The organism is Rhodoplanes sp. Z2-YC6860 (assembly GCF_001579845.1).
GTDB lineage: Bacteria > Pseudomonadota > Alphaproteobacteria > Rhizobiales > Xanthobacteraceae > Z2-YC6860.
On sequence record NZ_CP007440.1, the window covers coordinates 3830014 to 3842272 of the forward strand.

Genomic DNA, 12259 nt, shown 5'->3' on the forward strand with positions numbered 1-12259 from the left:
GTGTCCTAAAAACGTATCTTATACGTCATTTCGGTCAAAGACCAGCGGCCTTACATTTCCGGTCATCAGCCTGCGGGCGAACTCGAAAATGGAAGGAAAACAGATGGTTACCAGCAAAAACAAAGGCACCGCCCTGATCACCGGCGCTTCGGCCGGCATTGGCGCGGTCTATGCGGACAGGCTCGCGCGGCGCGGCTACGACCTCATCGTCGTCGCCCGCAACCAGGACAAGCTCAACGCACTCGCAAAGAAGCTGACGACCGAAACCGGACGCAGCATCGAGGTCGTTGCAGCCGATCTGACCAAGCCGAGCGAACGTGCGCAGGTTGAAAAGATTCTGCGCGAGGACGCCAGCATTACCATGCTGGTGAACAATGCCGGCGTCGGCGCGATCAAGCCGTTGCTTGATACCGACGTGAACAAGCTGGACGAACTGATCGAGCTGAACATCACGGCGCTGACTCGCCTAGCGTATGCGGCCGCGCCGGCCTTCGTCGCTCGTGGAGCCGGGACGATCATCAACGTGTCGTCGGTTGTTGGTATCGCGCCGGAATTTCTGAACGGCGTGTACGGAGCCAGCAAGTCCTTCGTCACGGCGTTCAGCCAGTCCTTGCAGCACGAACTAGCGCCGAAGGGCCTTCGTATTCAGGCCGTTCTTCCCGCTGCGACCGCCACGGACTTCTGGGAATTGGCCGGCCGCCATGTCAGCCAGCTTCCGCAAGACATCGTCATGACCGCAGAAAATCTGGTCGATGCCGCACTTGTTGGTCTGGATCAGGGCGAAACCGTCACGATCCCTGTTCTTCAGGATGGCGCGGCCTGGGACCGCTACGAGGCGGCGCGTCGCGACATGCTTCCGCAGCTTCGCGGCACCACGCCTTCGCCACGCTACCGGCTGGCAGAAGCCAAGGTTGCCTGACCCTCGATCGGACTTAGGCGCAACGCCCACCCTCGATTTCTCTCACCTAGCTCAAAACTCAATCTCACAGGAGACTTCCAATGAATACGGTCACTTCAAACCAGCCGTCCTCGAAAGGAAAAGTACTCGTCGTTATGTCGGGCGCCCATCTGCTCGAAATGCCGGACAACAAAGTCTACGCCACCGGCTACTACCTCAACGAACTCGCAACGCCACTGCGCGCCCTCATCAAAGCTGGCTACACACCGGTATTCGCGAGCCCGAACGGCGACGCGCCGACGATGGACGCAAGCTCAAACCAGACCATGTTCTTCGGCAACGACAATGCGAGGCGCATGGAGACGCTCCGCTTTATCGATAGCTTCGAAGGGCTGCGTCATCCTCTCAAGCTCTCGGATGTCGCCGGGAACACGCAAGAGTACGCGGCGGTCTTCGTACCCGGCGGTCATGCGCCGATGGTCGATCTCGTCAAAGACAAAGAGCTCGGCAAGATCCTGCTGAGCTTCCATGAAACCAAGCGTCCGACGGCGCTGATCTGTCACGGGCCGATGGCGCTCCTGTCCACGCTTCCTCAGACGGAAAAGTTCGACAAAGCCCTGAATGCCGGCGAAACGGCTTCTCTTCCGGCCTTGGCTCAGGGCTGGCCCTATGCGGGCTACAAGATTGCAGTCTTCTCGAAAGCCGAAGAAGTGCAGATCGAGCAACCGCAACTCGGTGGCCGCGCGCCTTACTACAACGACGAAGCGCTGAAGGCCGCAGGAGCGCAAATCCAGAATGCGGAATCCTGGAAGCCGAACGCGGTTGTGGACCGTGAAGTGATCACGGGTCAGCAGCCCTTCTCGGACACGGCTTTCGCCGACGCCCTGATCGCTCAACTGGAGAAGGCCGGCAAGTAACGCCGGCCGTGAGGAAGGCGTGGGGCTGCTTCGGCAGCTCCAGCCCTCGGCGCCAACTCTTTCCTTGGGATACTCCCATGCCTTACCTGCAACTCGATGTGAACGACCACTATTCGCCCGACGACAAGCGACGGCTCGCCAGAAGAATGAGCGAGACCTACGCGGAGATGATGTCGGTCGATATCCGTCGCATCAGCGTCGCCATCCGCGAGTTGGGCGAGGGCGGCGTCTGGCGGATCACCGAGGCCGGGACCGAACCCGTGCCGGTGTCCGTCATGATGCTCGACATCCGGCAAGGCCGTTCGGCCGAGCAACGCATGGCGGTCGCGAAAGCGCTCTGCGCCCATGCCATCGAAATTCTGGGCCTTCGTGAAGACAGGCTCAACGTCGAGTTCACGCAGCACAGCGGCGACGAGATGTATCACCCGACCTTGGGCGGCTACAGCCCGGAGTGGCGGCCGGACGAGGTATAGCCACGCAACAAAGCGAAAACAGGAGAAGAGATATGCCGCTCGTTCGTATTGATGTTCGCAAAGGCAAAGATGCCGCCTACCGTCAAGAAATCGCACGCGTCGTCTATGAGGCGATGATTGGCGTTGGCGTTCCGCAAAACGATCGGTTTCAGATCATCGCCGAACACGATGCCAGCAACTTCATCTACGATCCGACTTACCTCGGAATCGAGCGCACCGACGATCTTGTTATCATCCAGATTACGTGGAACGAAGGTCGCACGGTTGAGCAGAAAAAGACGCTCTACAGGGCGATTGCCGAGGGATTGGCAAAGTCGCCCGGAATTCGCATGGAAGACGTGTTCATCAATGTCGTGGAAGTCAAAAAAGAGAATTGGTCGTTCGGTAAAGGCATTGCGCAGTACGCGGCTTGAATCCCGCGCACTACTGCGCCGCCTGACTTGAGCGCTGCACGCCATCGGGCAATTCGCGCCCATTCGGCAATGTTGCTTCCTTGGCTAAGACGCGGGCTTGGTCGCCATCGTCAATTCGGCGACCTTCCGGACATGAGCCACCGCCTCGCGGGCTCCCGTGGTCCTGGTGAGCAGGTCGAGGGTTGCTTCGTCGTCGTCGTGGACGGGCGTGAGCGCCTTGTCGAAATAACGTTCGGACTTGGAATCGCACACGATCGCGATCTTGCACCCGATGAGCCGCAAGATCGTGCCGGCGATCACGGCATGTTTGGCCAGCGTTCCCCACACATAAGGAATCCAGAATGCAACGCCAGCCACATGCGGCAGGCCGGGGCGGCGCTCTGAGGGCGTTTTCAGACGCAGGACGCCGCCTTGGAGCGGATGGACATTCTCAAGCGGCACGGTGGTCGCGAAATTGACGAGCAGCTTGATCAGGCTGTTGACCGGCACCCCGGTTGCAAAGGCGCGGCGCAGCAGCGTCTTCATGTGCGCCGGCGAGTAATAGAGCGACCACGCTTCGCGATAGATCGCCTCCCATTGCTCCTGGCTCATTCGGCTGTGGGCGGTGCAGACGTGCTCAACATCATATTTGTTGAGGTCTGCGTCCATCGCGACCCCCGCTTTCCAAAGCTTCTGGTGATCTTCCGAGCCCGGCAGTGGCGTCAGGCAGAAAAACTCGACGATATCGACGGGCAACTCGTCCTGAATGATCGCGATGTCGCGGCGGATGGTCGCCGGGGTGTCCGCCGGAAAGCCAAGGATGTATCCGGCGAGCGTGATGATGCCCTGCGCCTTCCAGGCCAAAAGCATCGCACGATATTCGGTGATTTTGTTCTGACGCTTCTTGGCTGCGGCGAGGTTGTCCGGATTGACGTTTTCCAGGCCGATGAAAACGCGCGTCACGCCGGCGCGATGCGCCTTCTCGATAAAGTTCGGGATCTTGTGACAAAGCGTGTCGACCTGGATCATCAAGCCGAGCGGAATCCGGTGCACCTCGCGCAATTCGATCAAGCGATCGAAAATCGATTCCCATTCCTTGTTGCGCGCGAAGTTGTCATCCGTGATGAAGAACTTGTGGACCCCTTGCGCCCAGTTGAGCCGAACCAGATGCTCCACATCATCGGCCGTGCGGAAGCGCGACTTGCGCCCCTGCACGTTGATGATCGTGCAGAACGAACACTGGTAGGGGCAGCCGCGGCCTGCGTCGAAACTCGTGCTCAGCCCGAGCGTCCGCTCGACATGGACTTTGGGCAGGAAGGGCGCCGGCTGGCCTTCCATACCCGGAAGGTCCTTCATGAAATTATACAACGGCGCGAGCCGGCCGTTCGCGGCGTCGATCAGCACCGTTTCGAGCCGTCCTTCAGCCTCACCCGCAAACATCGAAATGCCCATGTCGCGGCAGGCATCGAGTTCGACAGCGCGACCGTCCAGCATCGACAAGCAGCCGGACACATGGAATCCGCCAATGGCAACCTGGACACCGGCATTCCGAAACGGCCGAGCAATGTCCAAAGCCCGGGGGTACTGATTTGACTGGACGCCAATCAGGGCAACGAGGCCGAACCGGGAATGCTGCTCGAGGCGCGCGACAAGCGCAGGCACGTCAACATATGTGTTCGTTTCGTCGATGACCGTGACATCGATGACAACGTCGGATCCGAGCACGCTTCGCTCGGCGCAATCCGCCGCAATGCCATACACCGCAGCCAGCGAATTTGACGGGATCATCGCCCGCCACCAGCGGATCACGTAGCCATCGTCGTCGTAGTGTGAAGGCTTGATCAGGACAAGTTGGAAGCGCCGCTGGGCTGCTGCGGCAATCGTGTGGACGTCGACCATTCCACCATTCATGCCAAGCCGACTTCCGAGTTTGCCATTCGAGCGGTCCTCTCTGGCTTGTGTCGGAGGTGCGCCGGATCCCTTGCGTACCCTGTCAGATACCAGCCAGAGATGCCAGCTTCGATCTCAGAAAGGCATGCTTTTGCATGTGATTTCTTTTGCAAGCGATTCCGGCTGGAGTGGACCATCGGTTCCTGCCGATTGGCCTCAGAACGGGCATTCGGCCAGTGCCAGCCTTTATGGAGCAAAACGTTCTAGGATGTTGATCAGCGCAGCGCCAAGCCGGAGCCAAGAGCCGTGACCCAACCCTTCGAGGGCATTCGCATCATCGACGCCACGCATGTGCTGGCGGGGCCGTTTGCGGCCTATCAGCTCGCGCTATTGGGCGCCGATGTCATCAAGGTCGAAGACCCGAACGATCCCGACCAGAGCCGGACCAGCGGCGGCGACCGCGCGCTGAGCCGCAACGGCATGGGGACCTACTTTCTCACCCAGGGCTCCAACAAGCGTTCGATCGCGCTCAACCTGAAAACCGAAGCCGGGCAGGAGATCTTCAAGAAGCTCATCGCGACGGCCGACATCCTGGTCGAGAACTATCGGCCTGGCGCCTTCGAGGCGCTCGGACTGGGCTACGACGAGCTCAGCAAGATCAACCCGAAGCTGATCTATTGCTCGATCTCGGCTTTCGGCCATGGCGGGCCGCGCGGCGAGGAGACCGCCTACGACTTCGTCATCCAGGCGACGACCGGACTGATGGCGATGACCGGCACGCGCGACGTGCACCCGATCAAGTTTGGTGCGCCCGCGGTCGATTACGCCACCGGCACCATGGGCGCGTTCGCGCTCGCCAGTGCGCTGTTTCAGCGCGAGCGTACCCAGCGCGGCCAGCGTATCGATCTCGCGATGAACGACGTGGCGCTGACGCTCGCCAGTTCGCATGTCACGAGCTATCTCCGCACCGGCTCCGGGCCCAAGCCGTCCGGCAACGAGCATCCGCACGCGACCAACTGCGTCTTTGAAACCAAGGATGGCTTGCTGGCGCTCGGCGCCAGCAACATCCGCCAGCAGCGCAGGCTGTGGAGCCTGCTCGGCCATCCCGAAATGGCGAAGGACAACAACGATCAGCGCCACGACGATCGGGCGCGCGAGATGGCGCTGCTCGGCGAGCTCCTTCGCGCCCGCACCGCTGACGAATGGGAGCGCTTCCTCGAGGACAACCATGTTCCGGCCGCGCGTGTGCGCACGCTGCCCGAAGCGCTCAAGGACCCGCAGCTTGGGACGCGTGGCTTCCTGCACAAGCATGAGAAGGTCGAGGGCATGGACGGCGACGTCACGGTGCCGGGCACACCGTTCCGGCTCGCCCACGGCGGAGGCCGCGTCACGTCACCGCCGCGGCCGGTCGGCGCCGACACCGAAGCGGTGCTGCGCGATCTGGGCTATGAGGCCGCCGCGATCGGCAAGCTGCGCGAGGCGTGTGTCATCTGATCGGGGATCGCGGTCAGTTGTCATTGCATCCGTAAACAGGCCGCCGCGACCGGCGCCAGGGTGACAGCGCGATGCCGTATTTGTAAGAGCACGCGATATGATGCGGCGCGCGGTTTCCCGAACCTTCACCTGGCTTCACGAGCCAATGTCCTCCGCTTCGCGGCGGGCACTCTTTCTGTTGGTTGTCGCGCTCGCGATTGGCGCGCGGATCCCGAAAGTCTGGACCGAAGGGAGATTTTGGGCCGAAGAAGGCACAGTCTTCTTCCGGAGGGCTTGGGACCTGCCATGGTGGCAAGCGCTATTCGCGCCGCATGCGAACTATCTGAATATCGCAGGCAACGCGGCCACATTGCTGGCCGCGCATCTGACGTCATTGCGGGGAGCGCCTTACGTCACCGCCACTGTGGCCGTGCTCATCCAATGCCTTCCAGTGCTGTTGCTGGTGATGAGCCGCGACAAGTGGCTGCAAAGCCGTTGGGTCGTCTGGGCCGCAGCTCTTGTCGTCGTCCTGGCGCCGGTGCCCGAAGAGGTCTGGGCCAATTCCACGACCAGCTACAATCATCTGGCGCTGTGCGCGGCCGTAATCCTCGCGATCGAAACCCAATCCGGCGTGATGGGCGTCGTTCATGGATGCCTGCTGCTGTTGGCCGCCCTCAGCGGACCGGCGAGCTGGATCCTCGTGCCGCTTTTCGCATTGCGGGCCGTGCCCGAGCGTTCGAAGGCGCGAGCGCTGCAGGGCCTCGTGCTGCTGGCGGGAGCCATCATCCAGATCGCATTCTTCACCACTTTGGGGCAGCGGGACATCGGCACCAGCCCAAGCGTGATCGGCGCCATCGTCCTGGCGAAGCACATCCTGGTGCCGTTCCTCGGCCATGTTCTGGCAGAAGCTCCGGTCGCCGACCTGTCCCACAGCTTTCAGACCGGCAGCGGACCGTTGTGGCCGCTCGCGCTTGTCGTCCTCATCTTCGCTGTCGCTGTCATCGCTGCAGCCACGCGCCCCAGCCAATCGCCGCTGTGGTTTCTCCTGGCCAGTGCCCTGCTTGCCGGCACAGGCTATCTCGGCGCCACCGATCGGAAGCTCGATCTGATCCACGCGTGGAGCGGGGGGCGGCATGCGTTTGCGCCGCAAGTGCTGATCGGCTTTGCCTTGCTGAGTTGGACGGTCATTCATCGCGGCCATTTGCGAATCTTGAGCGGCGTCATCCTCACATGGATCGTCGCGGTCGGCGCGTACAACTATTTCGTTCCGCCATCGTCCATATTCGTGATCGGCCCCGATTGGCGCGAGGAGGTCAAGCATTGGCAACACGATCCGAGCTGGCCCGTGCGGATCTGGCCGGGCGGATGGACGATCAACCTGTCCGCCAGATAATCCAAATCATGGCATTTGCCGGCAATCCGGTGCATGCCGGCTGGGTTCGGCCTTTGCGCACTTGGCGAACATCCCCGCCGGCGCGCAGCCGACAAGTCCGCATCCGCGATTGACCATCTCGACGTTCCTCGTGACAATCCTCCGACGGCCGTCGCGCGAAAACAAAAGGCCGCCAGGGAGAGAAAACCATGCGCCGCCTTGCGACGGCTGTTTTGCTTGGCTTGATTGGATTCGGACCGGTGCTTGCGGATGAGCCGGTCAAGATCATCGTGCCGTTTGCGGCCGGCGGACCGGTCGACACCATGGCGCGTATCCTGGCGCAGGAGATGCAAGGCCCGCTCGGCGCCACCATCGTGGTGGAGAACCGCGCCGGCGGCGGTGGCGTGATCGCGGCGGACTTCGTGTCGCGCGCGGCCCCCGACGGCAAGACGCTGCTGATGGGCAGTCAGGGCTCGCACGTCATCACCGCGGTGCTGCAGCCGCACGTCAAATACGATCCGGTGAAGTCGTTCGACGCCATCGCCATGGTCGGCGCCTCGCCGACGCTGCTGGTCGCCAATCCGCAGTTGCCGTTCAAGGACTTCAAGGACCTCGTGGCGCTCGCAAAGACGCGCCACCTCAGCTACGCCTCGGCCGGTCCCGGCACGACGATGCATATCGCGGGCGAACTCATCAACACCGGCGCCGGCATCAAGATCGCGCATGTGCCGTATCGCGGCGCGGCGCCCGCGCTGCCCGATCTGGTCGCCGGCCGCATCGATGTCATTCCGGCGGACCCGCCGGTGCTGCTGCCGATGGTGCAGGCCGGCCAGATCCGGCCGGTCGTGGTGCTCGGCGTGAACCGTCTCGCGTCGCTGCCGGACACGCCCACAACGGTCGAGCTCGGCTACAGCGGCATGGTGATGGAGAACTGGTACGGTCTGCTGACGCCTGCGGGGGTGCCTGCCGACATGGTCAAGAAGCTCGAAGCCGCAGCGCTCACCGCGATCAAGTCGGCGGCCGTGCAGGAGCACATGAAGAAGGGCGAGATTTCCGGCACGCTGAATTCAGCCGAGTTCGCGGCGCGCATCGCCAAGGACGCCGCGTATTGGCGGCCGATGCTGCCGAAACTCGGCATCGTGGCCGTGGACGCACCTGCGCCGGCGGCGCAACCGGCGCGTTGATCGTCCTCACACTCTCGGCCGGTCGCGATCGACTCAGAGCGTCTCGGTGAAGAAGTCGCGCATCAGCATGTAGGCTTTGCGGCGGTTCTTCTCGTTGAGCTCGTGGGTCATTCCGCCGATCATCATCACCTGCCAATCGACCTTCGCCTGGGTGAGCTCGTCGGCGAACGCATCCATCTTGGCTTTCGGCGTGACCGGATCGGCCGAGCCGTGGATCGCCAGCACGCGGCCTTTGATGTTGCAGGGCGTCCCGGCAAAGGACGGATTTGGGTTGGTGATGTGGAATGTGACGATGGCGCTGAAGTCGGCGCCGCTTCGCGCATGCTCGATAAGGAATCCGGCGCCGGCGCAGTAGCCGATGGCGACCTTCTTGCGCCCATCCACGATGCCGAGCTTGTCGGCTTCTGCGAAAAGCGCGTTGAAGGCCGCGTTGCCGCAGGCGAGCGTCAAGGGAAGGTCACCGTGCATGGCGCCGACCGCGGCAGCCAGTTCCGGCCGCGCCTTGGTCTTGCCGGCGTAGCCTGCGCCGAACATGTCCGCCATCAGCACGACGTAGTCCTTGCCGGCGATCAGGCGAGCCTGCGCGATATTGTCCGCGTTGACGCCATACCAATCGGGTTGCATGAAAATGATCGGCCGCTTGGTCTGGACGCTGCTGTCGTAAACGATCATGCCTTCGAACGGCCTGCCGTTGACCTGATAGGCGACCGTCTTTTCCGTCGGTGCAGCGACAGCGGAACCGATGACGCCCAATGCGCCGCCTGTGGCGACGACTGGGACCAGGGCAGACAATTTCAGAAATTCGCGACGTTGAACCGGGTCAATCAAGACATCCTCCCCCGCTGTTTGTCCGGCAATTCCAAAACGCGCGGTTCGTCCGCGCTGTTGTCCATTGGATTATAGCTGCGGGGCACAGGCGGTGGAACCGCGCCAGGACCGTTGCGCCCCCTGGACACCAGGAGGGACGCGGCAAACGGGCAAACCCCACGCCTGATCAACGGCCTCTGGCGTTATCATCGAGCCAAAATAAAAAGGCCTCGCCGGTTAGGGCGAGGCCTTGTTCCGAGCAAGCTGTCGGGGGGAGGGGGCGCTTGCTCGTACTGCCCAGATAAGCCGCCAGCTCTGTTTCCGTTCCGGGGTGAATCGCTTTTTTTGTCGCTGAATCGCTGCGGCACTGCAAAAGAGCAATGCAGCGAACGGGCTGAACGCCACGTCGCGCGATATGCGGGCTACTTCCCGATCGCCTTGCGCAGCGTGTCGTTGATGCGGTCCTGCCAGCCCGGGCCGCCTTCCTGGAAATGATCGAGGATGTCGCGATCGATGCGCAGCGACACCTGCTCCTTGGCGTTCGGCACCTTCGGCTTCGCAACCGGCAGGTCGGCGGGCTTGGTGGTGACCTTCTTGAACGCGGCTTCGGCCGCCTCGCGCGAGGTCATCGGGCCGCGGGTCGGTTTGTCGAAAGCCATCGGTCAGAACCTCGTCGATCACACGTCGAGCGCGGACGCGTCCGCGAACGCCGCGCGCTCCTGGATGAATTCGAACCGCGCCTCGGCCTTATTGCCCATCAGCCGCTCGACCGATTTCGCGGTGGCCTTCTGATCGTCCTCGAGGATACGGACCTGAAGCAGCGTGCGCTTCTTCGGGTCCATCGTGGTTTCCTTGAGCTGGTGCGCCATCATCTCGCCGAGGCCTTTGAAGCGGCCGACCTCGACATTGGCGTTGGCGTGGAATTCCTTTTTCCGGATTTCGTCGCGGTGTTTCTCGTCGCGGGCGTAAAACGTCTTGCCATTGTGGCTCAGCCGATAGAGCGGCGGCACCGCCAGGTAGAGATGGCCGTTCTCGATAAGGCTTGGCATCTGCGTGAAGAAGAAGGTGATCAGCAGCGACGCGATATGGGCGCCGTCGACGTCGGCGTCGGTCATCACGATCACCTTGTCGTAGCGCAGATCCTCGTCGCGGTAGTGCGAGCCGGTGCCGCAGCCAAGCGCCTGCACCAGATCGCCAAGCTGGGCGTTCTGCGCGAGCTTGTCCTTGCCGGCGGACTGCACGTTGAGGATCTTGCCGCGGAGCGGCAGTACCGCTTGCAGCGCGCGGTCGCGCGCCTGCTTGGCCGAGCCGCCGGCCGAGTCGCCCTCGACGATGAAGATTTCCGAGCCGGCGGTCTGCGCATTGGTGCAGTCGGCGAGCTTGCCGGGCAGGCGAAGCTTGCGCGTTGCGTTCTTGCGCGAGACGTCCTTCTCCTGACGGCGGCGGATGCGCTCCTCGGCCCGATCGACGACGAAGTCGAGCAGCTTGTTAGCCTGCAGGGGATTGCCGGCGAGCCAGTGGTCGAACGGGTCCTTGATGGCGTTCTCGACGATGCGCTGGGCTTCGGCCGTAGCGAGACGATCCTTGGTCTGGCCCTGGAACTCCGGCTCGCGGATGAACACCGAGAGCATGCAGCCGGCGCCGACCATGACGTCTTCGCTGGTGATCGAGGCCGCGCGCTTGCCTTGGTTCATGCGCTCGGCGTGATCTTTGAGACCGCGGAGCAGGGCGGTGCGGAGCCCCGACTCGTGGGTGCCGCCGTCCGGCGTCGGGATCGTGTTGCAGTAGGAGTTGATGAAGCCATCGGCGTCGGCGGTCCAGGCCACCGCCCATTGCGCGCCGCCGTGCTTGCCGGTCTTGCCGGCCGAGCCGGTGAAGATGTCGGGATGCACCAGCGTCGCGCCCGAAAGCGTCTCCGCGAGATAGTCTTTGAGGCCGTCGGCGAAATGGAATGTCGCTTCGGCCGGGATGTCGGTGCCCTCGACCAGCTTCGGATCGCAGGACCAGCGGATCTCGACATCGCCGAACAGATACGCCTTCGAGCGCGTCATCCGGAAGATGCGCTCGGCCTTGAAGTGCGCCTTCGGTCCGAAGATTTCGGCGTCGGGATGAAAGCGCACTTTGGTGCCTCGGCGGTTCGGCGCCTTGCCGATTTCCTGCAGCTTGCCCTTCGGCTTGCCGCGTTCGAACACCATCTTGTAGAGCTTCTGGCCGCGCGCGACCTCGACCTCGAGCCGGTCGGAGAGGGCATTCGTGACCGAAATGCCGACGCCGTGCAGGCCGCCCGTCGCATCATAGACCTGAGAGTCGAATTTGCCGCCGGCGTGCAGCGTCGTCATGATGACTTCGAGCGCCGACTTGTTCTTGAACTTCGGATGCGGATCGATCGGGATGCCGCGGCCATTGTCGTTGACGCTGGCGAAGCCCTCGGCGTCGAGTTCGACCTCGATGAAGGTCGCATGCCCGTTGATCACCTCGTCCATGGCGTTGTCGATCGCCTCGGCGAACAGGTGATGCAACGCCTTCTCGTCGGTGCCGCCGATGTACATACCGGGCCGCCGCCGCACCGGCTCCAGGCCCTCGAGAACCTCGATGTGCTTGGCGGTATAGCCCTCTTCGCCGCCAGCGGCGGCGCGGGACGGCTTGGCCGCGCTCTTGGCCTTGGCTTGCGGCTTGTCTGAGCCAAACAGGTCGCCGACGCCGGCGGTTTTCTTGGGCGTTTTCGCGTTCTTGGCAGCGGTTTTGGCCATGTCAGTTCAGCTGTCGGGTTCCGGCAGAATGAGGCGAATCACTTAAGCGTTGAACTATGCCACGGCCAGGGGCAGGAGGCTTTAGGGGGGCTTATCAACCGTT

11 protein-coding genes are annotated in these 12259 nt (G+C 62.6%); 7 read left to right on the forward strand and 4 right to left on the reverse strand.

Features of this window, described 5'->3' with window-relative positions:
• Positions 1-103 precede the first annotated feature (103 nt).
• The 4 genes from RHPLAN_RS17630 (at position 104) to RHPLAN_RS17645 (ending at position 2701) form a co-directional block, all read left to right on the forward strand.
• Positions 104-919, forward strand: a complete 816-nt coding sequence (locus RHPLAN_RS17630; RefSeq protein WP_068031411.1) for an SDR family NAD(P)-dependent oxidoreductase — start codon at positions 104-106, stop codon at positions 917-919.
• 80 nt (positions 920-999) lie between these two features.
• A complete protein-coding gene (locus tag RHPLAN_RS17635; RefSeq protein ID WP_084245097.1) occupies positions 1000-1815 on the forward strand; it encodes a type 1 glutamine amidotransferase domain-containing protein in 816 nt (271 codons plus the stop codon).
• A 77-nt stretch (positions 1816-1892) separates the two neighbouring features.
• Positions 1893-2288: a tautomerase family protein gene (locus tag RHPLAN_RS17640; protein ID WP_068020330.1), complete on the forward strand. Its 396-nt coding sequence runs from the start codon at positions 1893-1895 to the stop codon at positions 2286-2288.
• Between the two features lie 32 nt (positions 2289-2320).
• Positions 2321-2701 carry a tautomerase family protein gene (locus RHPLAN_RS17645; protein WP_068020332.1) on the forward strand — a complete coding sequence of 127 codons (381 nt, stop codon included), beginning with the start codon at positions 2321-2323 and terminating at the stop codon, positions 2699-2701.
• Positions 2702-2785: 84 nt separating this feature from the next.
• Here the strand turns inward: RHPLAN_RS17645 and RHPLAN_RS17650 are convergent, their stop codons facing one another.
• Positions 2786-4591, reverse strand: coding sequence for a B12-binding domain-containing radical SAM protein (locus tag RHPLAN_RS17650; RefSeq protein ID WP_237180171.1), 1806 nt, complete (start codon positions 4589-4591; stop codon positions 2786-2788).
• 285 nt (positions 4592-4876) lie between these two features.
• Between RHPLAN_RS17650 and RHPLAN_RS17655 the strand changes: the two genes are divergently transcribed.
• The 3 genes from RHPLAN_RS17655 to RHPLAN_RS17665 all read left to right on the forward strand — a co-directional run bounded on the left by RHPLAN_RS17655 (position 4877) and on the right by RHPLAN_RS17665 (position 8599).
• Positions 4877-6064, forward strand: a complete 1188-nt coding sequence (locus RHPLAN_RS17655) for a CaiB/BaiF CoA transferase family protein (RefSeq protein ID WP_068020337.1) — start codon at positions 4877-4879, stop codon at positions 6062-6064.
• A 97-nt stretch (positions 6065-6161) separates the two neighbouring features.
• Positions 6162-7436, forward strand: a complete 1275-nt coding sequence (locus RHPLAN_RS17660) for a hypothetical protein (RefSeq protein ID WP_068020338.1) — start codon at positions 6162-6164, stop codon at positions 7434-7436.
• Positions 7437-7624: 188 nt separating this feature from the next.
• Entirely contained in the window at positions 7625-8599 is a 975-nt protein-coding gene (locus RHPLAN_RS17665) for a Bug family tripartite tricarboxylate transporter substrate binding protein (protein WP_084245099.1), read from the forward strand.
• Between the two features lie 33 nt (positions 8600-8632).
• On the opposite strand, the gene RHPLAN_RS17670 is transcribed toward RHPLAN_RS17665, so the two are convergent.
• From RHPLAN_RS17670 to parE, 3 genes are all read right to left on the reverse strand, one after another.
• The gene (locus tag RHPLAN_RS17670; RefSeq protein ID WP_068020344.1) at positions 8633-9427 is read right to left on the reverse strand and encodes a dienelactone hydrolase family protein; all 795 of its coding nucleotides are present in this window, start codon (positions 9425-9427) and stop codon (positions 8633-8635) included.
• Positions 9428-9828: 401 nt separating this feature from the next.
• Positions 9829-10065: a BrnA antitoxin family protein gene (locus RHPLAN_RS17675; RefSeq protein WP_068020346.1), complete on the reverse strand. Its 237-nt coding sequence runs from the start codon at positions 10063-10065 to the stop codon at positions 9829-9831.
• 18 nt (positions 10066-10083) lie between these two features.
• Positions 10084-12156, reverse strand: coding sequence for a DNA topoisomerase IV subunit B (gene parE / locus RHPLAN_RS17680; protein ID WP_068020348.1), 2073 nt, complete (start codon positions 12154-12156; stop codon positions 10084-10086).
• Positions 12157-12259: the final 103 nt, after the last annotated feature.

Bases quoted from the DNA above. Each gene is read 5' to 3' on its own strand.
- RHPLAN_RS17675 (WP_068020346.1), bottom strand. From the start codon at position 10,065: ATGGCTTTCGACAAACCGACCCGCGGCCCGATGACCTCGCGCGAGGCG.
- RHPLAN_RS17660 (WP_068020338.1), top strand. From the start codon at position 6,162: ATGATGCGGCGCGCGGTTTCCCGAACCTTCACCTGGCTTCACGAGCCA.
- RHPLAN_RS17665 (WP_084245099.1), top strand. From the start codon at position 7,625: ATGCGCCGCCTTGCGACGGCTGTTTTGCTTGGCTTGATTGGATTCGGA.
- RHPLAN_RS17645 (WP_068020332.1), top strand. From the start codon at position 2,321: ATGCCGCTCGTTCGTATTGATGTTCGCAAAGGCAAAGATGCCGCCTAC.
- RHPLAN_RS17635 (WP_084245097.1), top strand. From the start codon at position 1,000: ATGAATACGGTCACTTCAAACCAGCCGTCCTCGAAAGGAAAAGTACTC.
- RHPLAN_RS17650 (WP_237180171.1), bottom strand. From the start codon at position 4,591: ATGAATGGTGGAATGGTCGACGTCCACACGATTGCCGCAGCAGCCCAG.
- RHPLAN_RS17630 (WP_068031411.1), top strand. From the start codon at position 104: ATGGTTACCAGCAAAAACAAAGGCACCGCCCTGATCACCGGCGCTTCG.
- parE (WP_068020348.1), bottom strand. From the start codon at position 12,156: ATGGCCAAAACCGCTGCCAAGAACGCGAAAACGCCCAAGAAAACCGCC.
- RHPLAN_RS17640 (WP_068020330.1), top strand. From the start codon at position 1,893: ATGCCTTACCTGCAACTCGATGTGAACGACCACTATTCGCCCGACGAC.